We start from the raw sequence: 24837 nt of genomic DNA on the forward strand, positions 1-24837 counted from the left end.
GGGCATCTGGTTATGTCCTATTCGTCTGCTGATAGATTCGCCGTCTTTCTCAGGGCTTAGGGATATAGCCCCATTTATCGTTAAGTTTGACTCGCGCTAATCCTTCGTGAAATGCGCCTGCCTCTTCAAACTGAGGCGCGATCGCAATCTTTCCGGTTGGGTTGATGTAGCCCCACTTGTCCCCAATTTTGACGGGGGCAAATCCTTCTTGAAAGCTTGCAGCAAATTCGTATTTTGGCTCGATTACAAATTTGCCGAATTTATCAATGTAGCCCCATTTTTGATTGCTTTGAGCTAAGGCTAAACCGTTAGAGAAATCAGAGGCGAATGAATACTGAGGTGCGATCGCAACTTTTCCCCTGGAATCGACATATCCCCAACGCTCACCAACTCGGACGCGCCCCATTGCATCGGAAAGATTAAACGCGCCATCAAATTGAGGTTGGGCGACAAATTGACCGTTTTGGTTGATGTAGCCCCATTTTTGACCGATTCGAGCCGCCGCTAATCCCCCAGAAAATCGCCAAGCATCATCGAATTTTGGCTCAATTTTGATCTGTCCAGTTGGGTCAATGTAGCCATATTTTGCGCCCAATTTTACGGCTGCGAGTCCTTGAGAGAATCCGGAGGTCAGTTCAAATTTCGGCGGGATCACTACCTCACCTGTAGGTTTAATAAATCCGTAGCGTCGATCGACGCGAATGGCAGCCAGTCCTTCTTGAAATTTTGACACCTGCTCAAATTTTGGCTCGATCGCGAACTCACCCTGCCGATTCAAATAACCAAATAAACCGCCGAGTTTGACGATCGCTAATCCTTCAGAAAACGGTGCGTAGGCTTCAAGCTCGATTTTTGGCGTAACGGTTAATCTCCCAGCGTGATCGATGTAGCGAAATTCTCGTCCGAACTGCACTAACGCTGCACCTTCAGCGAAGTCACTTGCGCTGTCAAACTGATTTTCGATCGCAAGTGGAGTGGGTGTGACAGCGATAGCGCGTTGTGCGATTGCAATTCTCGGAGGAGCCGTGCAAGCTCCGATCGTTACCAAGCTGAGAGCCGCAAGCAAAAAGAGGCGAAACATCATCGAAATATCAGTAACACATATGCTTAAGTGTAACGAGGAACAACAGTTTGAACATTAAAACTAGGTGAAAGTCGATCGTCGCTAAACTAAAACTATTGCCGCGATCAAGTATTGCGACGGGGATTGTATTCAAGCCTCGATCTAGTGGCTATGCCGTAAAGTAGTTGCGCTTTATCTGAAGTAGCAAATTTAATATCGCTAACTAGGATGTTCGTGATATTGGAAATGCCTAAAGTTGCTTTGATTGCTGGAACTTATTTACCCGATCGCTGTGGGGTGGCTCACTATACGGCACGACTGCGATCGGAACTGTCGATCGATACTATTGTTTTAACGACAACTGAAGCCGCCAAACTTGCCAACGATCCAAGCGTCTTAGGCGTTGTAGAGGACTGGAATTTACAGAATCTACCTGCATTGGTGCAAGCGATTCATCAAACGCAGGCGGATCTCTTGCACATTCAACACGCAGCAGGAACTTATGGATTCGATCGAGCCATCTTTCTGTTACCGATCGTACTTCGGGCTACAGGATGGCATAAACCGATCATCACCACTGCCCACGAATATGGCTGGTGGGAATGGCAACCGAAATGGATTCCATCTGCATTGTTAGAAGGCTTGAAACAGTGGGGTCAACAGCAGCAATGGTGGGATCGTGAAGATGGTTTTTTGCTAACTCAAAGTGCTGCAATTATCGCAACGAATGATGAGGCTGAAAAAGTAATTGTCGATCGTCTCCCCGATGCACAAGTACATCGAATTCCAATCGGCGCAAATATTGATGTGACTGCGTGTAAGACTGCAAGACAAAAGCTATTAGAGAACTGTGGTTGGTCTGAGGATGTGATTGCGATCGCGTTCTTCGGATTTTTGCATCCGGTGAAAGGTTTGGAAACATTGCTCAAGGCTTTTCAGATCGTAGTGCAGCAGCAACCTCAAGCACGATTGATTTTAATAGGTGGGGTTGAAAGCCTAGCGTTGCGTGGAGCAGAGGCTAAACAGTATTGGAACAAGCTAGAAAGCATGATTTCTGAGCTGCAACTCAATGGTAGAGTTCACATGACAGGCTATGTTCCGGGGGAGGTTGCTTCTGTTTATCTATCGGGTGCTGATATCGGAGTGCTACCGTTTAATCATGGTGTGACCTTGAAAAGCGGTTCATTACTAGCATTAATGGCACATCAATTACCTGTGATTGCAACTCGATCGGCGGATTCAACCTTAACTAGCCTAGTTAAACAGATTCCGTCGCGTAATTCTGATGCACTAATTCATGCACTGTTAGAGCTAATTGAAGATTCATCAGAGCGATTTCGCTTAGCTCAACAAGGATATCAATTCGTGCAGCAGTTCAACTGGAAAACGATCGCCGAAGCTCATCTTGCAATCTATCGATCGGTGTTGTCTCATGCTTAAAGTTGTGGTCTACACTGATTCGGAAGGAATTGGTGGTGCGGAAATTAGCTTAGGTCATTTAGTTGCAACTACCTCGGCAGACGTAACTGTAGTCGGTGTTTCTGAGACAGTGGTGAATGCAATTGCCCATGATCGTCCTAAATTTATTCTGCCTAAAACACTTTTCTCGCATTGGTTAACCTTCGCTCGATTGCAGCCCGATATCATTCACATCAATTGCTGTACACCCTGGGCTTGCGCGATCGGTCTAACAGCCGCATTGATGATTCCAAATACCAGAGCGGTTCGAGTGGATCAATTACCTCTCAGGACGACTGATGCGATCGAGCTTTGGCGCACTCGATTTCTATCCTTGCGGCTTGATGCTCATGTTGCCGTAGGAAAGAAGAGCGCTCAACGCATGGAGGACTTTTACGCGCTCGGCCGCAATTCAGTAATCTCGATTCCGAATGGTGTACCGGATTTAGGAGAAGCTCAATTAGTCACAGCAGACACCATGACCGTCGGAAGCATCGGGCGATTAGATGCAATGAAAGCGCATGAAATTTTATTGAAAGCGATCGCTCAAACTGAGAACATCAATGCGGTGATTTTAGGTGAAGGGTCAGAGCGATCGAACTTAGAACAACTGGCAATTGATCTAGGTATTCAAGAGCGAGTTCAGCTTTTAGGGTGGGTGGACAATCCGCGATCGTATCTATCAAAATTCGATGTAGTGGCAATGCCTTCTCGCTCAGAAGGCTTTCCTTTAGCAATGGTCGAAGCCATGTTAGCGGCTCGTCCGGTGATTGCTACACGAGTTGGAAGTATGCCCGAAGCGGTGATTGATGGTGTAACGGGATGGTTGATCGAAAAGAACGCTGTGGATGGATTGGTAAAAGCTTTAATGCGATCGCGAGATGATGTTCCTCTACGTCTGCAAATGGGGCAACAAGCCAGACAAATGGCACTATCGAATTACACGGTTGAAGCAATGACCAAACAATATGAGCAACTTTGGCAGGAATTGAGAGGGAAGGCACGATCGCCTAGATTTCGGGTTTCTCGCCCGAAGGATTAACGTCAGTTCGATGAGTTTTTTCGCTTCGATTTGAGCCGCTCTGCCCCCTAAATCCCCCATTTTGGGGGACTTAGAGAATCGCGATTCCCCAAATTTAAGCGCCTTCTAAGCTTCAAAGTCCCCCACTCGTGGAGGATTTAGGGGGCTACCCGCAGATCCAAACGCGGCCAAGACTTGTATCGAACTGACGTTAATTTACAAATTAATAGAGAATCGAGAATTAATGCTCAAAATCGAATCGTGAACGGAATTGCAACAGTCACAAAACAAGATAGAACATCACTAGCTAATAGATGAATGAATTGGAGGGACGGGGAAATGTTTCATCTATTATTCAAGTTCTTTGGAGTTCACCACTCATCCGCAGAATTGGAAAACTTCAGACCAGCGAATCCTTTGTTTGCTCCAAGGCGCTTTGAAGGGCAAGCGATCGTGAACGAAGTACTAATCCCCAATCGGCAGGGGTCGGATCGGTAACACCTTGATCATCGCACCGTTGAACTTTGTGCCAGTTACTTAAGCAGAGAGTGAGAAGATCCAGCATCTCCCCACTCTAGAAGCTGTTTAGTTAGCTAACCTGACGATTTCCGGCTTCTGGTTCTCGGCTCTCTAAGCGCGATCGCGGATTGATGCCGATCGCAGTTCTCGGTCTCGATAGCTTAAATCTCGGCATCAAGTCGGGTTTACCCATACCGTAGGTGAGCGCATAGCTTTGCGATAATCCCCACAGCCACAAAGCCGGAAATCTTGGCTCTAACCAGGGTTGAATCTGAAACAGCAATTTCGGAAACCAGCCGCTCAAAATCCAGCTAATCAAAGCATTTACCCCGAAGCTAAGATAGCTTCTTGTCCAGCGTAATAAGTCTTTTGCGCCTGCCATTTGCCAGATCCAGAGCAAGAGAGATGGATTCTTCCAACCCGCAACGATCGCCATCCTGTTGAATCTTGTCCAGGTGACGCGATCTTTGATGAACGCATCTGCGATCGCAGGCGGCTGCGTCGCCAACACATCAAAGAATGTATTCAACATCGAGTTGACTTGCTGCGGTGGCAAGGATTTTCCGGTCGGAACCATCATGCCCCTAGAAAACATCCAGGTGACAGAGATATTGCTTTGATAGGCTCGAATTGCATTCAGATATTGTTTCGTTAACAAATCATGCTTGAGTGCTGTATCGAGCAACTGAGTCAAGCGGGAAAGATTTCGCACCAGTGAGCCGAATCCGGTAAACACTAGCGGCGATTGCAAGGAGGCAGCATCACCGATCGCAATGAGCCGATCGAATGCCACCGTCCGATCGCGGCTACTGGTGCTGAAATGTCCAGGAATATAGCCGAAGGTTGCTTTCTTCCAGACCAGCTTATCCATGTCGCAACGTCGATATTCTGGCAAAATCGTGAAAAAGTCCTCATACATTTCCAACAGTGATCCAGGGTTTTCGGGATGCACTTGATGATAGTGAAATAGATAAAACGTCAGTTCTTTACCTTCGGCTGGGAACAGTTCCCAAATCAATTGCCGTCCGCGTGAAATGTCGCCGTGACTGTTCAACACATCGCCATAGTGACTATCCCACACTGCTGGATCAAAGCCGTCTGAAATCACTGCGCCAACGGTTGGACAGACACTATCAAACGCCCGTCCACCGTTTAATTGCCACGCGATCGGCGAAGCCGTTCCCATGGCATCGACTAACAATCGTCCGGTGATTTGTCTGTCGCTTTGGGTTGGAAGATGCGTTGCATAAATAGTCACTTGATTGCGGCTGATGTCAGCGCGTTGAAATTCAGTTTCATCCCAAATCTCGCCGCCTGCTTCGCGGAGTTTATCGCCGCAGAGTTTGAGGAATTTCTCAGCATCGATCGCAACGTTTAGAACCGTAGGCGTGTGCAGAATTTTTGCCTTCGCTTGCGGTGGATTATTCGCATCGAAGAACTTGTGAAACCCATCGACGTACTCATTGGCAATCACGCGATCGAACTCGGCTGCGGTAAACAATCCCAGATCAATCAAACTCTGGAACTCACCGCGCGAAATATTCCATTCCCGGTTCATCCGTCCAAAGGGCATCCGCTCAAGCAGCAACACGCGATAGCCTAGTCTCGCCATTACTGCCGCATGAACAATTCCCAATGCCCCGCCAACATAGACCAGATCAAACGCAGGCTTTGCAGGCGAGATATTGCCATCATCGGTCACAAACACAACTTGCTTAGGAGTCTGCGGTGCTCGGACTCCCTCACGCCAGCGCTGTTCCCACCAGTAAACTCGATTGAGATCATATTCCCCGTTCGGAATTTTCTTAAAGAACTCTACGGTTTTGGGATAGTACGGTGCTAATGCCTCAAAAATGGAGTGTTGCGATAGATCAAGGTTTGGCGGTTCCGGGTAAAGGTTTGGAAACTGTGTTCTAATCGCGCTGACAAAGTGATGAATAATTTGTTTTTCTTGGACGATCGTGCCTGTACGAAAGACTTTAAGATAAGTCGATCGCTGAAGCGACCAGACAAAAATTGAAAGCTCACCGCCCAAAGTTAGCCGAATTCCGGCAGGAGTTTGTGTTTTTTCGCCGCGATCGGGGTGATAATCCGTGTGTAGCCACTGAATCACAGCATTGGTATCAGGGGTAGGAACTTCGAGATAAAGAATTTCTTTCATGAGTGGGTTCTAAACTCCGAAATAAGAACGAAAGCGGATTGAAAAATTGAGGGAAAACAAGCTACTCCTGATACCAACTTCAGAAACTTCACATCTCATTATTCATGATTGAAGCCGCCAGATTGGATCTGCCCAATGAATTATCCTAGTCCGCGCCCCGTCTCCAGATCTATCCCACCATTAGCAGAAGTGATGGAAGATGATACGCTGCTAGAAGTTGAGCAGCGCTATTGGTGGCGTGAAAAGGTGGCGCAGGCATGGGAAGTCACACAGGATGAAGCAGGTTCTAGGAATTGATCTCGGTGGAACGGCGATTAAGCTAGGGCAGTTTGAGAGCGATGGCACCTGTCTGCGATCGTGTTCGATTCCGACTCCGCAGCCTGCAATTCCCGAAGCCGTTCTCGCTGCGATCGTTGAGGCAATTGAGCAACTTGATCCGAATCGAGAGGCTTTGGCGATCGGGGTTGGAATGCCAGGGCCGACCGATGCAGCGGGACGCATTGCGCGAATTGCGATTAATCTACCGGATTGGGTCGATGTGCCGCTAGCGGATTGGTTAGAAGCGAAAACCGGACGACCCACGATCGCCGCGAACGATGCCAATTGTGCCGGATTGGGAGAGGCTTGGTTAGGAGCGGGGCGATCGTTTCGCAATTTCATTTTGCTGACGCTGGGAACGGGAGTTGGCGGGGCGATTATGCTCAATGGTGAACTATTTATCGGGCACAACGGTGCAGCCGGTGAACTAGGGCTGATTAGTCTCGATGCGAATGGGACGCTCTGCAATAGCGGTAATCGTGGATCGCTAGAGCAGCATCTCTCGATCGGGGCAATTCGCCGACGCACCGGAAACGCACCGGACGAGTTAGGGCAATTGGCACGATCGGGCGATCCGGAAGCGCTCTCGTTTTGGCGATCGTATGGGCGCGATTTGGGCGTTGGATTGACGAGCTTAGTGTATGTGCTGACACCGGAAGCGATCGTCATCGGGGGCGGTGTGAGCGCGAGTGCGGAGTTTTTCTTACCGAGTGCGATCGCTGAAATTGAACAGCGAGTCATGCCTACTTCGCGGGAAGGATTACGAATTTTGAGAGCAGAATTGGGAAATCGAGCAGGAATGCTTGGAGCCGCGAAACTAGCGATCGACCGATATTGCACCGAGGAATTAAGAGCAACCCGCTAGGGTTTGCTCTTCGCCTTTTAGAGCCGTTTGGGGCTTTCAGCAGCAAGATTGGTGCGTCAACTGAGACAAATTGCGTTAAAAACAGGAATGTTGCTGTTTGACGTGGGAACAGTCTTGCTCAAAGTAGGAATGTTTCGCTTCTGAACACGAATGTTGCTGCTTGACGTGGGAATAGTCTTGCTCAAAGTAGGAGTGTTTCGCTTCTGAACAGGAATGTTGCTGTTTGACGTGGGAACAGTCTTGCTCAAAGTAGGAATGTTGCTGTTTTGAGTGGAAATGTTCCGATTAAAGATAGCAGTGACGATCAAAAAGCAGCGATCGCCTCGGCATAGCAGGCATGAAAGAAGTCACCGAAGCCTATAACGACTACGCAATTCCGATACAAACACGCACGATCGAAGCCCAAAAACTCGAACACCAACTTTCAGATCTGATCAATCAAGCTTACGGACTCACCCCTGAAGAGATTGATTTGATGTGGAAAACCGCGCCGCCTCGAATGCCGATTGCTAATCCACTTTTAGAATAGAAGAACCTCGATCGCAAAACATCTATGAATCCTCTCCTCGATCGCATTACCCAAACGCCCGGACAGTGCGGCGGTCGTCCCTGTATTCGCGGCATGAGAATCCGAGTCAGCGACATTCTAGAAATGCTTGCCGAGAATGTCAGCAGCACAGAAATTTTAGAAGACTTCCCCGATCTAGAACCTGAGGACATCCAAGCTTGTCTGCTCTTTGCCGCGCCGCAATTGACTTTTTCAACCGCTAGGATAGAATCTGACCTTCACTTTTGACGCGATCGCTCATGCTGTACCGACGTTTTGGACGCACTGAACTTCAGATGCCTGTATTTTCGTGCGGGGGAATGCGCTATCAATACAAATGGCAAGATGTCCCTCGCGATCAAGTTCCGTCAGACAATCAGGCAAACTTAGAAGCCACCATTCGACGAGCCTTCGCGTTAGGAATTCATCACATCGAAACCGCACGCGGCTATGGATCTTCGGAAATGCAGTTGGGTCAAATTTTGCCAAAACTCCCCCGCGAAAAGCTGATCTCCCAAACCAAAGTTGTGCCAATGGCAGATCCAAAGGCGTTTCGCAATACGTTTGAACGATCGCTCAAATACCTCAAACTGGATTACGTCGATCTCTTGGGACTGCATGGAATTAACAATGCAGAAACCTTAGAACAGGCACTGCGCTGCCTAGAAGTCGTGCGAAAGCTACAAGACCAAGGAAAAGTCCGATCGGTGGGATTTTCCACGCACGGATCGACCGAGATTATTACCCAAGCGATCGAAACCGACCAGTTCGATTACGTCAATTTGCACTGGTACTACATCAATCAGCAAAACTGGAGCGCGATCGAAGCCGCAACCCGTCACGATATGGGCGTTTTCATCATCAGCCCCTCCAACAAAGGCGGCAACCTCTACAATCCACCCCAGCGCTTGGTGGATCTCTGTGCGCCGCTTTCCCCGATTGTGTTTAACAATCTCTTCTGTCTGAGCCATCCGCAAGTCCACACCCTCAGCATCGGAGCCGCAAAACCGAGCGATTTCGACGAACACCTGAAAACCTTAGACCTGCTCGATCGTGCCGATGAACTCCTCCCCCCAATTCTTCAGCGACTAGAGCAAGCAGCAATCGATCGTCTCGGTGCCGATTGGGTAAAACGCTGGCAAACTGGATTACCCACAGTTGACGAAACTCCCGGACGGCTGAATCTGCACACGATTTTATGGTTACGAAATTTAGCGATCGCTTACGATTTGGTCGATTACGCCAAAATGCGCTACAACCTTCTTGGTCAAGGCAGCCACTGGTTTCCGGGAGCGCGGGTGAATGAAATCGACATCGCAGCCCTGCGACCCTGCTTAGCTGCCAGTCCCTTTGCCGATCGCATCCCAGAATTACTGCACGAAACCCACCAACTGCTAGGCGGTGAAGCCGTCAAGCGATTATCCGAGCAATAACCATTGAAAAATTTCTTCTAAATTAAACGGCTCAAACTTTTTCCGGCGAGGTAAAGTAAGTAGATTCGTTTTATTGCCCTCAGTACAGACACTGAATTTTTCTTGTGATAGCCATCTACCCCGGCAGCTTTGACCCGATTACCTACGGACATCTCGACATTATCAAGCGAGGTGCGCTATTGTTCGATCGCGTCATTGTTGCCGTGTTGCGAAATCCTAACAAAACCCCGCTCTTTAGCGTTCAAGAGCGCCTCGATCAAATTAAGATCGCGGCTCACCACCTTCCCAACGTTGAAGTCGATAGTTTTGAAGGGTTAACTGTGACTTACGCTCAAATGCGGGGAGCGACCGCCCTGATTCGAGGATTACGCGCTGTCTCAGATTTTGAGATGGAGTTGCAGATGGCACACACAAATAAGACGCTATCGACTCAGATCGAGACCGTATTCCTTGCGACCTCGAACGAGCACAGCTTCCTCAGCAGCAGTGTGGTCAGAGAAATCGCCCGCTTTGGTGGATCGATCGATCACCTGGTTCCTACCCACGTCGCCGAAGATATTTACCGATGTTACGCCAAGACCCACCCAGCATCACCCCAGACGGAGCCAACCCCAGCGATCGTCGCCACGACGTTCAGCGAGTAGGCAGTCTCGATATTCAACGAGAACTGAATCGGCTAGAGGAAATGCTTCTCGATAGCCCCCGGATTCCCCTGTCTCGTCGGACGCTAATCGACGAGGAACAATTTCTCGATCAGTTAGATCTGGTGCGGTTGAGCTTACCAGAGGCGTTTCACGAAGCGGTGGAGATCGCGCAGCACCGTGATGAGATTTTGGATCAGGCGGAGCAGTACGCTCAAGAGATTGTCGAAGAGGCAGAACGCCGCGCCGCTCTGATGTTGAATGAAACTGGAATTATTCAGCGAGCCGAGCAAGAAGCGCAGCAAATTCGCAGTGCGGTACAGCATGAGTGTGAAGCGGTGCAGCAGCAAACTCTGGCGCAAATCGAACAGATGCGAAGACAAGCGCAGCAGGATTTAGAGGAAATGCGACGCTTGGCGATCGAAGAAAGCGAAGATGTCCAAAATGGTGCAGACGAGTACGCCGATAAGGTCTTACGCGATATGGAAACGCAGATGAGCGAAATGCTGCGAATTGTGCGAAACGGTCGCGCTCAGTTGCACATCAACCAACCGCAGCCGCCATCGATTCCGAAGCCGAAGGGGAATGTGGGCGATCGTAAGGTGCAGTAAGCGATCGAGCCTGTTAGTCCGCTTCGGCGTGCGTTCCCACGTCGATGAAAACGATCTCTGCTTCTTTGGCTTCCTCGTTTCTTCAGGGCACGACGAAAGCCCTTACCAAAAAGCAGCGCTCTCATACCAAATTGACTGGGTATCATTCCTCGTCTCCAAACAGGTCGGAAAGGGCTTCGACGGATTCGATCACAGTTTGGAAAAACGGCTGGGTTCATGAGTTCGATCGCAATGATTCTCACCAAATTCTAGAATTTGGTGAGTGCACTGATATTAATTCAGAGCTTGATTACTCCGCCGCTTTTGATCCGGTCATTCCCATGATTTCGTAGCCCGCATCGACGTAAATCACTTGTCCGGTGATACCGCTCGACAAGTCACTACAGAGAAACGCTGCCGTGTTACCAACTTCAATCTGAGTCACAGTCCGACGCAGTGGCGCAACTTCCTCGACGTGGTGAATCATATCGAGAATGCCGCCGACCGCAGAAGAAGCCAACGTGCGAATCGGGCCTGCCGAGATAGCATTCACGCGAATATTGTTCTGACCGAGTTCTGATGCGAGATAACGCACATTCATTTCTAAGGCAGCCTTGGCGATTCCCATGACGTTGTAGTTCGGAATCACTTTTACGCCACCCAGGTAAGTTAGGGTGACAATGCTACCGCCTTCGGTCATCAGGGGCTTTGCGGCTCCGGCAAGCTGGATCAGCGAATAAGCACTGACATCGAGTGCAAGAGAAAACCCACTGCGCGAAGTGTTGGAGAAGTCTCCAGATAAATCTTCTCTGTTGGCAAAGGCAAGACAATGAATCAGGATGTCTAACTTGCCCCATTTGTCGCGCACGGTGTTAAATGCGGATTCGATCTGAGCCTCATCCTGCACATTTAACGGCAGAAATAAACTCGGCTGCAAGGATTCGGTCAGTTCTGCGACTTTCTTTTCTGCTTTGCCTTTTTCGTCGGGTAGATAAGTAATTCCAATGTTTGCGCCTGCTTTGTGTAACTGTTGAGCAATGCCCCATGCGATCGAGCGATTGTTAGCAATTCCCGTTACAAGTGCGTTTTTTCCAGTCAGGTCTAGCATGGTCTTCTACCGTGGTAAGCATTTATGAGGATACCAGAATCTGACACGCCATAATTGAACTGATCGATTCGGATAGAACTCAAACTCGTGCAATGAAGCGAAGCACTCAATTGAATCGAGGAAACGTGGAGATTTACGGCATGAATAGCTTAAGACCGTAGATTGATTGTAGAAGATGCGATTTCTTAATTTATCTCCGCAACGCTGATTCAAAACCCGCTACATCTCAATTGTTATGCAGTTGTTATGCAGTGCCATTGCCATCCTCAACTGCTATGTCGAAATGAAGCACTTCTTCGCGAATGCCCAATTTCGTGTACAGCGCGATCGCGGGTTCATCATCGATATCTGCCTGCACGAAAATAACGTATGCTCCTCGGTCTTGGGCGATCTGCTTAAGCTCCCGAATCAATGCTGTCGCGATACCCTTACGACGATGAATTGCGGCAACAGCCAAATCATAGATGTAGATCTCGCTGCGCTCTTGCTCGAACTTCATCAACTCATAGGCTGCGATACCGCCTACAACTTCGCTGTCCTGCACAGCAGCGATCCCAATGAAGTAGCCGCTGTTGAGCAGACGCTTGAGATAAGTCACACTAGGTCGATTCCCGCTGTAGGTCTCCACTTCATTAAAGGCTTCGCCAAAGATTGTCAACATGGCTTCCAACAAAGCTACGTCGTCGGGCGCGATTTGGTGAATGCTGAAACGGGATTGTAAAGACAAGTACACCTCCTAAACTGCAGCACAAAAGAATTTCTCTAATTCCTAACTCGCCAGTACATTGGGAGTGCCTGTCTGAGCTTTGGGATGGGATGAATGAAGATCAGGGTTCTGTTGCCCCTCAAATTACTAAATCTCCGATGACCACCACTCTCAATTCCTGAACTCGCTTTAAGGCTGAATCATTTGTAAGAAAAACATAGCACCCAGCCACGATAGCTGTCCCAACTTGGAGAGCATCTGGCAGTTTCAAATTATATTTCACTCTCAATTCTGCTGCCTTTCGTCCTATGACTGCATCGATTGACTGAAGAATTGTGTTCTCCCCGTTCACAATTGCTGCGTTAAATTCCTGTTGCAGTGCTAACAAACCCTGGCGTGTTGGTAAGATCAAGCATTCTGATAAAGTGATTGGCGAGGTAACAGCTTGAAAGGTATTATTTTGTACGCCTTGAAAGATACGTTGAACGATCGCAAAGTAACTAGAGTTCCGTTCAATATAATAGATGGCTGGGGCTGTGTCTAAGAAAAGTTGGGTTGCGCCGTTGAAAGCTTGCTCAAATTGCGTGACATATATTGTTTTCAGAACTGCTGTTCGCGATCGCCCCACTCATCGCGGATTCGATTGATCCAAGCTTGAGCATCTTCACCATTGAGCAAATTCAGCGCGGCTCCTTCTAAATCCTGCCAAGATTTTCTAGGCTGCGCTTCAAGGGTTTGCATCTGCTGAACTTGCTCGATTAGTTGCGATCGTTCTTCGGATGTGAGTTGAGCAATTTCAGCCAGAACTTGCTGCAATCGAGGACTCATGATGATTCTCCAAACAAGTTAGCTCAATTGTACTTCCTGAGCAGTTCAGCGAATTGCGATCGTGGCTCAAAGCTGTAGCTTGATTGTAGCGGATGCGATCGCTAATCCTTTCTCAACGATTGTTATAAACCCACTAGAACTATCTACTATGTGCGGCGTGATACAACCTAAATTCAGCTATCTTGTGTTGCAGCATGAATATTAATATCTGACCACGGTTCAAATTCGTAAGGAGCCTGTAAATCATCATAACGCTGTAAAAAATACGCACTAAGCTCCTGAAATGACTGCACTAAGATAGCTTCCTCTTCTTCATGTGGAAGGATATACCACCGATTTCGATCAAGCGGGTGAAAGAGAATGGTATCCCCATCAGCACTGCCAAAAAATCCCACACATTCCACTGCATGAGTTTGTGTCAAAATCTGTGAGCTTCTACCCCAGAACCAGAACTCAGCCAGCCGATCACGTGGCTCAAATAAATTTTGATCTAGAGGTGGGAATGCTTGTACATGAAACTCGGTTTCCCCAAAACCTAAAGTGCTAATAAATGCTCGATAATCTCCTGGAAACGTAAATCCTAGTCGCGCTTCGATAGCTTCTAATTCCTTGATAGAAACAGTAGATAGTGGTGCGTCAGAAATAAATGTAATGCCCTGGAAATTGATTCTTTGCATACAATTAGTGGGGTTTCATTTAATATATCCACCGTGGATAAGTTGTACTAGCAATCAGAGCAGAATGAAAAAGATGGAGAGTGTTTCTCCCCATCTTCCCAATCTTCTAACTCGCTTCAGACTTCAAAAGCCGATCGATCAACGATGCCGGACGTTGTGCATATTGCCACGCAAACGCATGACGGAACGCCGCATCCTGACAAACCTCCAACTCTTCAAACCCAATCACATCCTGAGTCAGCAGCGTTTCATACTCAAACGGCAACCGCACATCATTCAGACCCGCGTTATCAGTACAGATCGCAATATCCACGCCTGCATCAAAACACTGATCAAACACCTGTTTCAGTTGCCGAACTTCCTGAAGCGTCCCCGTTTTCAGGTAAGTGGTCGGACAGACTTCTAAGCACTGACCTCGTTGCGCTACTTCTCCCAGCAAATGTGGGTAACGGAGCGGAATTTGAATGCCATGCCCGATCCGATCCAAAAACGGTAGCAGTTCGGGATAATTGCCTTCCGTTTCGTACAGGTGACAAGTTGTATGGAGATTGAGCGATCGCGCATATTCAAACAGCCCGATAAACTCCTCCAACCGTTCCCCGTAATACGAATCACCGCCCGCCAAATCGATCGCGCAAATATACTCCGGCATCTGAGCCGCCAACTCCACGATCGCTCGATTCACCTCATACGGCAATTTCGAGTGCATACAGAGAATCTGACTGCTGACGATCGGATATTCTTTCAACTGACTGGCACGACCGACAATCTGAGCAATTTCGATCATCTGCTCGATGCGATGCGACTGATCCAAGTTCGGATTCGTTCGCAAATAAGGCGTATAGCGAAGTTCCAAGTACGCCAAATTCTCGAAAATGTACGCGCCCCGCATCAAGCGATAGATGAAATAGGGCAACGCCTCAGCCGTTTGCACACCTTCGACGATCGTATGCAGTTCCAAATACTCATCGAGCGTGTTACGCGGACGAGTGTAAAAATCTTCAAATTCAGCATAAGCGGAAAAGCGATCGATTAATTCCGATTCGCTGCGTTCTAAATAGCGCCACAAAATGCGAGGGACAACCGAGCCGCCTAAGTGACGATGCAATTCTGCGTATAAAGCCACGGAAACCTCTGTATCAATTCTGATGATTGTTCCTATTCTGACCTGTCATTCTCAACTTGACAGGCTCTTTGTAATACCAAAATCGATTTTTTACACCCTGAGTACAGCTACCGGTAAAACCCTTCTCGCTCCACAGGCTTATACAATAGTAAGGAGACCGACACTTACTCGAAGGGAAACACAAATGGATTTGGTTGCGCTTCAAGGGATTTTAGATAACTTATCCTTTGCCGTTTTATTTGCCACGATGCTGATTTACTGGGTCGGTGCAGCCTTTCCACAGATTCCTTACGCATCGGCTTTAGGCACCGCAGGAATGGCGATCGCCAACCTTTCAACCGCGACGCTGCTTGCCGCTCGCTGGATCGAAGCGGGCTATTTTCCCCTGAGCAACCTTTATGAATCGCTCTTTTTCCTGGTTTGGGGCATTACTACGATGCACCTGATCGCTGAGAACATGAGCAAAAGTAAGCTGGTTGGAGTCGTTACGGCTCCGGTTGCGATGGCAATTACGGCATTTGCAGCCCTCACTCTACCCGACACGATGCAAGCCTCTGCCCCTCTGGTTCCGGCTTTGAAATCCAACTGGTTAATGATGCATGTCAGCGTCATGATGTTGAGCTACGCCACGCTGATGGTCGGATCGTTACTGGCGATCGCCTTTCTCGTCATTACTCGCGGACAAAATATCGAACTCCGAGGAAGCTCGATCGGAACGGGCAGCTACCGCGAAAAATCCTACCAACTGCACCGCTCAGAAGAAATGAATGCGAACTCTGGCGGAACTGCCGTTTTAGAGCGCACAACCCTTTCTCCTCAGCGCTTGACCTTAGCCGACACCTTAGATAACATCAGCTACCGCGTCATTGGGTTAGGCTTTCCGCTATTGACGATCGGCATTATTGCAGGCGGCGTTTGGGCAAACGAAGCTTGGGGATCGTACTGGAGTTGGGATCCAAAAGAAACCTGGGCGTTCATTACCTGGCTTGTGTTTGCAGCTTATCTTCATGCCCGGATCACCAAAGGTTGGCAGGGTCGGAGACCTGCAATTCTCGCCGCAGTCGGCTTCGTCGTGGTTTGGGTTTGCTATTTGGGCGTGAATCTGCTCGGTAAAGGACTCCATAGCTACGGATGGTTCTTATAATGCACAAGAGAACGGGAGCGAGGATAGAAAAGCGACATGGATAATGGATTTACCCCAATGAATGAAGATGAAGTCTTGTTCGTCGATCGCGGTCGCGTTTTGATGGGCAATCCGACTTTCAAAGTCAGCGAATTTCTAGATGAGCTGGCACAAGCCGTCAGCGATAACTCAAGCGATTGGTCAGAAGATTGTGAAGCTTGGTTTGATGAAGGCTTAGAGTGCGAGGCGCTGCGGCTCACTTCTGGTGCAGGATGGCAACGAGGTAGAGTCCGAATCCGGTTAGAATTTGCGCCGCTTAGACCCCAAGAACGATTACCGGAGCGCTCTTCTGCTCGGCAGCCTGAGCCTTTGGGCAAGCCTGAACCGCTCACCGATCGACTCCGCCCCCGAAATATTGACGATATTTACGCTGCCGAAGACGATTACTAATCTTCCGTACAGACGCGATTAATCGCGTCTCTAGCGTCTCTCTATCTATATGGCGCAATCTTGGACACCGCTCCATGCTCAAATTCATCGCACAATTCGCCAACGCCAGCTCTTACACAAAAATCAATCGATCGTCATTGCCGTCTCTGGTGGACAAGATTCACTCTGCCTTGCTCAACTGCTTGTAGATTTACGATCTCGCTGGAATTGGCAACTCGCGATCGCGCATTGTGATCACCGCTGGCGCTCTGATTCCCAAGCTAATGCCGAGTATGTAGCAACCCTAGCTCAACAGTGGAACCTACCGTTTTATCTAAAGACTGCTGACTCTGCGCCCAGCAGCGAAGCGGCTGCTAGAGAATGGCGTTATGCTCAGCTTCAATCGATCTCAGGCAAAAGCGCAATCGTCACGGGACATACGGCAAGCGATCGGGCTGAAACGCTCTTATTCAACTTAATTCGCGGCAGCGGAGCCGACGGATTGCAATCCCTTCATTGGACACGATCGCTCAGCTCAACTCAAACGCTAGTGCGTCCACTATTGGAATTGACCCGATCTCAAACCGGTGACTTCTGCCGCGATCGTCATCTTCAAATTTGGGAAGACAGCACAAACTCGGATCTGACTTATGCTCGAAATCGAATTCGACAGGAACTTATTCCCTATCTAAAAACGTATTTTAATCCTCAAACCGAGCAACACTTAGCCCAAACGATCGAACTTCTCTCCGCAGAAGTCGAGTATTTAGAGAATGCTGCCTATGAAATCTACGAACAAGCAATTTCACCCGATGGTTTAGATCGTCAAGTTTTGCGTCAAGCTCCGATCGCCCTCCAGCGCCGAGTGATGCGGCAGTTTTTAGCGCGATCGCTCAACTTCAATCCCAATTTTGAGCAAGTTGAAAAACTGGTTGCACTGATCGCTGCGCCAAACCGATCGCGCACCGATCCATTGATCAAAACGACGATCGCGCAAGTCCGTGGCAACTTCATTTGTCTCAGTCAGATTTCTTAAGCCACTGCATACTGTGGACTCTGAGTGAGGTTCGCAATCACTGCTTTCATTTCCCCAATCGCGTGATGTTGTCCCTCGGACTGTGCAATCGCTTCAAGGTGCTGCCCCATTGCAGCGATCGAATCTTGAACCGGTTGTAGCATCTCTTGGTACAGCGAAGCTTTACCCGCAAGTTCCGCCGCTGTCACTCTTTGGACTTGTAATGCCGCTTCAATTTGCTTTAATTCGCTGCGCTTGGCATCTTGCTCACCCGATTGCTCATTGATTTGATGCTGAAGTTGTTGAGTTTTTAACTCAAGCTCTTGAATCTGTGCTTCGATTTGCTGTAATTTTTCAGCTTGCTTTTGGCGCTGTGCTTCAATTTGGGAAAAGACGATCGAAAAATCTAGTTCGCGTTCTCCATCGGGTTCTGCTCCACCGCGCCGCACTAGCACCGCTTTATGTTGGCGCAAAATTGCCTCTTTTTCTCTTAAACTGCGGCGCTGACCGACTAAAGTTTGATGTAGAAATTCATAAGCATCCTGCTCATCGGTTAGCTCCGTTTCAAGGCTCATGCGATCGAACTCATTCACCTGAGCAATCTTGTCTTTGAGTGCCTGAATCTCCTCCTCTTTCAGCCGAAGCTCCTCATCCTGATGATGCACAAATTGCGAGGACTGATCAAACTCACGCTGCATTCCTTGCACAATCGATCGCAGTTCTCCAAGATCCATGGTTTCCAGCGCTTGCACATCGACGATCGGTGCGTCACTATCGACCCCTTCAACCATGTTTTGAAGTTGCTGGTGCAACTGAGTCTGATACTCAATCTGTGCTCTGAGCAGTCCAGCAAACTCCTGCTGACTCTGCAAAAGAGAATGCTGGGTTCCTAGCTCGATTTTGGCTTGTTCAAGAGACACTTGTGCCTGCTCCCAGGCTTGCCACTGCTCAGCCAGATGATGTGCCTGTTGGTCAATGTCTTGCCGCATCTGTTCCGCCGAATGCCGCTGCTCTTCTAGCGTTTGCCAGTGATGAGTTAGGAGACTTTGCTGATAGTTGAGTAGCTCATGGCACTGCTGCATCGCTTCAGGCGATGTCCCAGATTCGACTAAGCGATCGAGCCATTGATAAAGTTCCTGTGCCTTCGCTTCATCCAGAACACAAGCCCCGAATAATTCTGCTTGTTGCTCTTCTAACTGGCGCTTTTGTCCATGTAACTGCTCCCATGCCCCCTCTAATTCCTGGCGATTGCGCTCTAGCTCCTGCTGTTGGCGCGCCAATTCTTCCCGCTCTGCTTCAAACTCCTGGCGCTGCTGCTCTATTTGCTGGCATTCAGCCTCCAGGATTTTTAGCTCCTCCTGCCGCGCTTCCATTTCCATTTCCCGGCGGGTCAATTCCTGACTCTGGTACGTCAGCGACTCGTTCCACTGCTCGATTTCGACTTCTTTAGTCTTGATTTTGTCTTGCAGCCGTGAAAACGTTTGCAGAATGTTGGCGATCGGGCGACCTGCTTCTTGAACCCGCTGTACCTGCTTATTGCCAGTCAAATCGACGAGCAAGAGCGTCCCAGAGCCAAACTTACTCGCTTCATCCGCAGCAATAATCTCCTCTGCGGTAATCGCGCTCCAATTTTGCTCTGCTCGCTGACAAGCCAGTAACTTCAGTTCAGACTTGCCACCGCCCATGATTCCGCCTTTCTTCTGAACCACTTCTGCTAGATACAGCACACTAATAGCCCTCTTCTAATCGATGCTCAATGCTTCGCTTAATGTGCCCGAACTGGCTGCGTTCTACCCATCTGATCAAAAATTTTGATCACTCGATACCCCAAAAAACCGAATCTTTAAAAAATTCGATACACCCCAGCATTAGCGGATACAATGTGGGGTCAATTCACGCAGATTCAATTTAGCTGCATTGTGAATGTCGATCGTCCCCCGACCTATGGCATCCCTTCATGCAAGGACAGTTAAGCGAAATTGATATCAGAAGTATTCTGCAACTGATCGAACTCGGTCAGCGCACGGGTGAATTATTTGTTGAGGCTTACTCGCCGCAATCGTCTGGTGCGCTCAATCGTCGTCACCTTCGGCACAGTAGCGTTGATCATTATCCGTCCTGGTTTGTCTTTTTTCTCAACGGTCAGATCATCTATGCCGGGGAAACAGAGTCGGATTTATCCCGCTTACGCGATTATTTACATCGGTATCGCTTAGAAGCCACGATCGACCAAATTCCGGCATCGTCGATCGCGACCTTCAACACCCCAGAGTACGGCTGTCTTTGGGCACTACTAGAAAATCATCTCGTCACACCCGCTCAAGGGCGCAGTATTCTCCGAGGCATGGTACAGGAGACGCTGTTTGATTTGCTCAGTCTCCATCAAGGCTCATTTGTGTTTGAGCTAGGAAATCCACTGACCCCTCAACTGCTAACGCTGGAAATTGCACCCCTAGCGATGAAAATGTTGAAGCAGATTCAAGAGTGGAAACAGCTCCATCCACAGCTTCATTCTCCGGATCAATGTCTCTTGATTGCAGAGGCAGCAAGACTTAAAGCCGCACTTCCCGAAGCCACGTTTCAAGCACTTGATCGCTACCTGGACGGACAAACTTCCATTCGCCAAATCGCTCGATATCTGAATCGTGATATTTCTACGGTTGCACGGGCAGTCTATCCGTATCTTCAGCGCGGTTGGCTACAGGCCGACCACGCCGTTTCACCCTCACAGCCTGCTTCGGAACTGTCTTTGCAGATCAAGGCTCCTAAAGTCGTCTGCATTGATGACAGCCCAACGATTGGGAAGGCAGTAGAATTAATGCTAAATCGCAATGGTTACGAAATTACGACGATCGAAAATCCACTGAGTGCCTTGAGTTTGGTGTTTCAACTCAAGCCCGATTTTATTCTGTGCGATATTGCAATGCCAGAGCTAGATGGATATGAACTCTGTGCCATGCTGCGACAATCGACCGCATTTCGGCACACCCCGATCGTCATGTTGACCGGCAAAGATGGATTTATCGATCGGGTGCGGGCGCGAATGGTAGGGGCAACTGATTATTTAACCAAACCGTTTGGAGAACATGAAATTCTGATGCTGCTTGAAAAATATATTGGGATTGGACAACCTGACCCAATTCCAACAACCGCGCAAATTTTGGATGCTTTAGAAGCAGAGCTTCGTTTAAATCCCTCGTAAAAATACTTGTTTTTGCAGTAAATCAGATTATTTCAAGATTTGCGGGTACTTTATTTAGTAAGGATTCAAGGTAAACGGGGCTTAGTCCCTCCCGTCATCGGTTCAGCCAAGCTCACAGGTAGGGGGTTATGAGTACAGTTTTAGTCGTGGAAGATAGCGTCACTCAGCGAGAAATGATTACGAATCTACTCAAAGGCAGTGGAATCGCCGTGACGATCGCGACCGATGGCGTAGAAGCCTTGGAACACATTGAGAAGCACTGTCCCGATTTAGTGGTGTTGGATATCGTCATGCCTCGAATGAATGGGTACGAGGTCTGTCGTCGGCTTAAAGCAGATCCAAAGACTCAAAAAGTACCTGTCGTGATGTGTTCCTCAAAAGGAGAAGAGTTCGATCGCTATTGGGGCATGAAGCAGGGCGCAGATGCCTATATTGCCAAGCCCTTTCAGCCGACCGAACTCGTGGGTACGGTGAAACAATTGTTGCGTAGTTAGGAAATAGAGGTAATGGTAGGAAGTCCAGATTTCTTAACCGGAAGAGGGCAGGATCAAGCGCCCGAATTTCAAGAGCTAGAAAGCCCTGAAGGTGAGTTGCATTTGCGCTTCTATACACCGTCGGGGGCTGAATTTGCTTTGCCTGCAACTGGAATTCGCGAAGTGCTTTCTCCCTCACCGGATCGAATTACGCCTGTTCCCAATGTTTCGCCGCTCCTGCTCGGAACGCTGAATGTTCGAGGTCGAGTGGTTTGGGTGGCAGATTTGGGGCAGTTTTTAGGCGATGCGGCAGCACTCAACACCGATCGCCCAGAAATTTCAGTGATCGCGATCGAAGATCAAGATATTATGCTGGGCTTGGCGGTCGATCGCATTCTGGGGATGGAGTGGCTTGATATTGACCATGTACAAGCTGCAACCGCCGTTCCTGACTCTGTTGCACCTTTTCTACGGGGAGAATGGGTTCTCGCTCAAGAAGGGGGGCAATGTTTGCGGCTGCTCGATCAAGTTTCGATCTTACGATCGGCACGGTGGGCAGCATGAGGAGCGTGTCAAGCCGATCGACACTGAATTTAGAAAAATATGTTGATTCTGTGAAGAATCTAGGGAATTCTCCTTTCAAGAGAGGTTCTCTGCTCGAGATACACTTTAATGCTGCACATCAGAAACTTGAGCGCTTGAAAAACGTTTTAATTGGTTGCGCCGCAATTTATCAGAGTATGTATCATTTTCACTTTACCCTAACTGCTCCCAGTTTCAAATCCGGTTTTCAGAGCAGCACGTACTTGCAGGAGGAGGCATATGGCACGAGGAAATGAGTTTGCCCAAGAATATCAGCAGGCAGAGCGAGCCTATATGCAGGGCAAGTATGAAGAAGCCGCAGGCATTGTTGATCGTCTAGTCGATCACTATCCTGACGATCCAAGCGCTCGATTATTGCGTGGTCACATTTACTGCTACGGACTTCAGAAATACGATGTGGCACAAGAGCAGTATCAATCGGTGCTGAAGCTGACCTCTGACCCAGAGTTCGTCGATTACGCCAATAGCGGATTGGCCTATGCGGGGCAGTTTGCAGCAAATGGAGTAGATAGCATTGGTGATACAAACTTAGAAACCGATTACTCAGCATTCGGGGAGTCCAATGGTTTTGCCGCTTCTGATGTAAACTCGCTTGATCACCTTGTGCTACACGATGACGGATTTAATGCAAATACCGAGCATGACGCTTTATTTAGCGATCCGTTTGAGGCAAACTACAACGGTCACAAAAGTCTTCAAAATGGAAACGGCTCAAAGCAGCACAATCATTTTGGCTTAGACGATCCGTTCGCGATCTCACCCAGTCACACTTCAGACACTCTCGCTCAATCAGACTTCACAGCAAACACTGACTTTTCAAGCGTTCTAGATGATTTTGATCAAGTCTTCGCAGCAGACGATCACGCAACTCCCAGCGGCATGACGACTGTTTCAACCAACCCAGGCATCTCTAGCGAAGCAGATCTGGGTCACAGTCCGATCGTAAGCCGCGACACCAGCGAAGATACGTTATTTATGGCAGCTCCCAGTTTTTACGATGAGCAAGCGGCGGCTCAGTTTGACTTTCCGGCTGAGCAGGGCAAGTTTGCCCCGATCGACGATGAACCGAACGATCGCGCTCCTGTAGCTCCCGGCAGCCAAAGCAACGTTGATTTTCTTGACAATTTTGAAGACTTTGACGACCTCGGCAATCTAGCCGATTTTGACTTGTCTGAAGATTCTGCCGGCTTTACCAGTCCCTCGGTCGGCAGTGCCTTTGGTTTCTCTTCAGATCTGTCAGCCGCTTCAGATAGCACCGACCTTGATTTTGTCCAAGACCCAGGCTTCGGCTCTTCAAACGGTGCAGGTGCGAAACTGTCTGAAGACGAACTGTTCAGCATCTCCAGCACTGCTGAACCGGTTCCGAGCTTTACCACTCAGGTCGATGCACCGGTTGCCGACCCCACACCCACCGTTGAGCAGGGTTGGTTAGCCCCCCTGGAAAATGCCTCATTTGCCACCAAGCAGGCGATCGCGGCTGGAGCCGCAGGAATTGTCTCAGCGATCGCGGTGGCGGTTGTGAGCTTTGTCTCATCTAATCAAGCTGCACAGCAGAATAATGGGGCTGTCGTCTCGCAACTACGGACAACGGGGATCATCATGGCGTTAGCAGGGGGAGTCTGCGGTGGCGGTGCGGCGCTTGCTGTCGGGCAACTCACGGCGCGTCATATGAAACGATCGGCCAACGACCTCAGAGCGCAGTTTCAAGCGGTGTCTCAAGGTCACTTTAGCGCCCGCGCCTCGGTCTTTGCCGAAGATGAACTCGGTCATCTTGCAGCCGAATTCAATCAGATGACGCGCATCATCTCCACAACCACAAGCGAAGCACAGCGTAAAGCAGAAGAGCAAGAGCAGGCAAAAGAAGATTTGCAGCGCCAAGTGATTCGACTGCTTGACGATGTAGAAGGCGCAGCGCGGGGAGATTTGACGGTGCAAGCAGAAGTCACCGCAGACGTGCTGGGAGCCGTTGCCGACTCTTTCAACCTCACGATTCAAAACCTGCGCGAAATCGTTCAGCAGGTGAAGCAAGCAGCGCGCCAAGTAAGCAAAGGTTCGACCGAAAACGAGATGTTTGCTCGCAGTCTGTCCTCTGATGCCCTTAGACAAGCCGAAGAACTGGCGGTGACGCTGAACTCGGTGCAGGTGATGACGAATTCAATTCAGCGTGTGGCAGAAAGTGCTCGTGAAGCGGAAGAAGTCGCAAAAACCGCATCTGCTACCGCACTGAAAGGTGGCGAAGCCGTAGAACGAACGGTTGCAGGGATTCTCGAAATTCGGGAAACCGTCGCAGAAACGACTCGCAAAGTGAAACGATTGGCGGAATCCTCGCAAGAAATTTCTAAGATCGTAGCGCTGATTTCTCAGATTGCTTCCCGCACCAACTTGCTTGCACTGAACGCGAGTATTGAAGCGGCGCGGGCAGGGGAAGCAGGAAGAGGATTTGCGATCGTCGCCGATGAAGTCCGACAACTGGCAGACCGCGCCGCTAAAGCCTCCAAAGAGATTGAGCAAATCGTTCTACAGATTCAAGGTGAAACTGGCTCCGTAATGACCGCGATGGAAGAAGGAACCCAGCAGGTGATTGAGGGGACTCGACTGGCAGAGCAAGCCAAACGATCGCTCGAAGATATTATTCAGGTGTCGAGCGTGATTGATACGTTAGTGCGATCGATTACTGCCGATACAGTGGAGCAGACCGAAACTTCGCGCAACGTCGCTCAGGTCATGCAATCGGTGGAACTCACCGCACAAGAAACTTCGCAAGAAGCGCAGCGGGTGTCTGGTTCACTGCAAAACCTCGTCGGTGTTGCCCGCGACTTGCTCACCTCAGTAGAACGGTTCCGCGTGGAAACCGCAGAGCGTAAATAAGCGCTCAACTTTATGCGCCCGACCCAGGAACTTCGGCTACAGTGAAGCCAATCAAAATCACTC

Annotated in this window: 24 protein-coding genes and 1 pseudogene; 16 read left to right on the forward strand and 9 right to left on the reverse strand. The window is 49.1% G+C overall.

All coding sequences use genetic code 11. The features are described 5' to 3' along the window. Positions 1–49: 49 nt before the first annotated feature. The gene (locus H6F51_19530; GenBank protein ID MBD1824664.1) at positions 50–1084 is read right to left on the reverse strand and encodes a WG repeat-containing protein; all 1035 of its coding nucleotides are present in this window, start codon (positions 1082–1084) and stop codon (positions 50–52) included. Between the two features lie 225 nt (positions 1085–1309). Between H6F51_19530 and H6F51_19535 the strand changes: the two genes are divergently transcribed. Both H6F51_19535 and H6F51_19540 read left to right on the forward strand, forming a co-directional pair. Beyond that, positions 1310–2503, forward strand: a complete 1194-nt coding sequence (locus H6F51_19535) for a glycosyltransferase (GenBank protein MBD1824665.1) — start codon at positions 1310–1312, stop codon at positions 2501–2503. After that, positions 2496–3563, forward strand: coding sequence for a glycosyltransferase (locus tag H6F51_19540; protein ID MBD1824666.1), 1068 nt, complete (start codon positions 2496–2498; stop codon positions 3561–3563). The genes H6F51_19535 and H6F51_19540 overlap by 8 nt, the downstream gene beginning before the upstream one ends. Positions 3564–4131: 568 nt before the next feature. Here the strand turns inward: H6F51_19540 and H6F51_19545 are convergent. Then, positions 4132–6222 carry a flavin-dependent dehydrogenase gene (locus tag H6F51_19545; GenBank protein ID MBD1824667.1) on the reverse strand — a complete coding sequence of 697 codons (2091 nt, stop codon included), beginning with the start codon at positions 6220–6222 and terminating at the stop codon, positions 4132–4134. Positions 6223–6357: 135 nt separating this feature from the next. Here H6F51_19545 and H6F51_19550 point away from each other — a divergent pair, with 135 nt between their 5' ends. The 7 genes and pseudogenes from H6F51_19550 (at position 6358) to H6F51_19580 (ending at position 10637) form a co-directional block, all read left to right on the forward strand. Then, entirely contained in the window at positions 6358–6519 is a 162-nt protein-coding gene (locus H6F51_19550) for a hypothetical protein (GenBank protein MBD1824668.1), read from the forward strand. Next, on the forward strand, positions 6497–7405 hold the full coding sequence (locus H6F51_19555; protein MBD1824669.1) for an ROK family protein: 909 nt from the start codon (positions 6497–6499) through the stop codon (positions 7403–7405). Before H6F51_19550 ends, H6F51_19555 begins: the two co-directional genes overlap by 23 nt. A 337-nt stretch (positions 7406–7742) precedes the next feature. After that, a pseudogene (locus H6F51_19560) lies at positions 7743–7934 on the forward strand (hypothetical protein). Positions 7935–7958: 24 nt separating this feature from the next. Beyond that, entirely contained in the window at positions 7959–8201 is a 243-nt protein-coding gene (locus H6F51_19565; GenBank protein MBD1824670.1) for a DUF433 domain-containing protein, read from the forward strand. An 11-nt stretch (positions 8202–8212) separates the two neighbouring features. Further along, positions 8213–9385: an aldo/keto reductase gene (locus H6F51_19570; protein ID MBD1824671.1), complete on the forward strand. Its 1173-nt coding sequence runs from the start codon at positions 8213–8215 to the stop codon at positions 9383–9385. A gap of 104 nt (positions 9386–9489) precedes the next feature. Further along, entirely contained in the window at positions 9490–10029 is a 540-nt protein-coding gene (coaD, locus tag H6F51_19575; protein ID MBD1824672.1) for a pantetheine-phosphate adenylyltransferase, read from the forward strand. A gap of 41 nt (positions 10030–10070) precedes the next feature. Beyond that, entirely contained in the window at positions 10071–10637 is a 567-nt protein-coding gene (locus H6F51_19580; protein MBD1824673.1) for a hypothetical protein, read from the forward strand. A 289-nt stretch (positions 10638–10926) separates the two neighbouring features. Here H6F51_19580 and fabI read toward each other — a convergent pair whose 3' ends face one another. The 6 genes from fabI to H6F51_19610 form a co-directional block, all read right to left on the reverse strand. Then, a complete protein-coding gene (fabI, locus tag H6F51_19585; protein MBD1824674.1) occupies positions 10927–11724 on the reverse strand; it encodes an enoyl-ACP reductase FabI in 798 nt (265 codons plus the stop codon). Positions 11725–11968: 244 nt separating this feature from the next. Next, positions 11969–12385: an AAC(3)-I family aminoglycoside N-acetyltransferase gene (gene aac(3)-I / locus H6F51_19590; protein MBD1824675.1), complete on the reverse strand. Its 417-nt coding sequence runs from the start codon at positions 12383–12385 to the stop codon at positions 11969–11971. Between the two features lie 184 nt (positions 12386–12569). Further along, a complete protein-coding gene (locus tag H6F51_19595; GenBank protein ID MBD1824676.1) occupies positions 12570–13025 on the reverse strand; it encodes a type II toxin-antitoxin system VapC family toxin in 456 nt (151 codons plus the stop codon). 5 nt (positions 13026–13030) lie between these two features. Beyond that, on the reverse strand, positions 13031–13258 hold the full coding sequence (locus tag H6F51_19600) for a hypothetical protein (GenBank protein ID MBD1824677.1): 228 nt from the start codon (positions 13256–13258) through the stop codon (positions 13031–13033). A 173-nt stretch (positions 13259–13431) separates the two neighbouring features. Continuing rightward, positions 13432–13935 carry an SMI1/KNR4 family protein gene (locus tag H6F51_19605; protein ID MBD1824678.1) on the reverse strand — a complete coding sequence of 168 codons (504 nt, stop codon included), beginning with the start codon at positions 13933–13935 and terminating at the stop codon, positions 13432–13434. A gap of 106 nt (positions 13936–14041) precedes the next feature. Then, positions 14042–15061 (reverse strand): adenosine deaminase, encoded by a 1020-nt coding sequence (locus H6F51_19610; protein ID MBD1824679.1) that lies wholly within the window; start codon positions 15059–15061, stop codon positions 14042–14044. Between the two features lie 184 nt (positions 15062–15245). Between H6F51_19610 and ccsB the strand changes: the two genes are divergently transcribed. The 3 genes from ccsB to tilS are packed head-to-tail and all read left to right on the forward strand — an operon-like array spanning position 15246 to position 17649. Beyond that, the gene (gene ccsB, locus H6F51_19615; protein ID MBD1824680.1) at positions 15246–16205 is read left to right on the forward strand and encodes a c-type cytochrome biogenesis protein CcsB; all 960 of its coding nucleotides are present in this window, start codon (positions 15246–15248) and stop codon (positions 16203–16205) included. A 36-nt stretch (positions 16206–16241) separates the two neighbouring features. After that, positions 16242–16634: a KGK domain-containing protein gene (locus tag H6F51_19620; GenBank protein ID MBD1824681.1), complete on the forward strand. Its 393-nt coding sequence runs from the start codon at positions 16242–16244 to the stop codon at positions 16632–16634. Between the two features lie 49 nt (positions 16635–16683). After that, entirely contained in the window at positions 16684–17649 is a 966-nt protein-coding gene (gene tilS / locus H6F51_19625) for a tRNA lysidine(34) synthetase TilS (GenBank protein ID MBD1824682.1), read from the forward strand. On the opposite strand, the gene H6F51_19630 is transcribed toward tilS, so the two are convergent. Further along, the gene (locus tag H6F51_19630; protein MBD1824683.1) at positions 17646–19355 is read right to left on the reverse strand and encodes a hypothetical protein; all 1710 of its coding nucleotides are present in this window, start codon (positions 19353–19355) and stop codon (positions 17646–17648) included. The genes tilS and H6F51_19630 overlap by 4 nt on opposite strands. A 230-nt stretch (positions 19356–19585) precedes the next feature. Here H6F51_19630 and H6F51_19635 point away from each other — a divergent pair, with 230 nt between their 5' ends. From H6F51_19635 to H6F51_19650, 4 genes are all read left to right on the forward strand, one after another. After that, positions 19586–20830: a DUF4388 domain-containing protein gene (locus H6F51_19635; protein MBD1824684.1), complete on the forward strand. Its 1245-nt coding sequence runs from the start codon at positions 19586–19588 to the stop codon at positions 20828–20830. Between the two features lie 128 nt (positions 20831–20958). After that, positions 20959–21324, forward strand: a complete 366-nt coding sequence (locus tag H6F51_19640) for a response regulator (GenBank protein MBD1824685.1) — start codon at positions 20959–20961, stop codon at positions 21322–21324. A 12-nt stretch (positions 21325–21336) separates the two neighbouring features. After that, positions 21337–21867 carry a chemotaxis protein CheW gene (locus H6F51_19645; GenBank protein ID MBD1824686.1) on the forward strand — a complete coding sequence of 177 codons (531 nt, stop codon included), beginning with the start codon at positions 21337–21339 and terminating at the stop codon, positions 21865–21867. Between the two features lie 258 nt (positions 21868–22125). Next, a complete protein-coding gene (locus tag H6F51_19650; protein MBD1824687.1) occupies positions 22126–24774 on the forward strand; it encodes a HAMP domain-containing protein in 2649 nt (882 codons plus the stop codon). Positions 24775–24837: the final 63 nt, after the last annotated feature.

It is taken from the genome of Cyanobacteria bacterium FACHB-DQ100, from assembly GCA_014695195.1.
GTDB lineage: Bacteria > Cyanobacteriota > Cyanobacteriia > Leptolyngbyales > Leptolyngbyaceae > Leptolyngbya.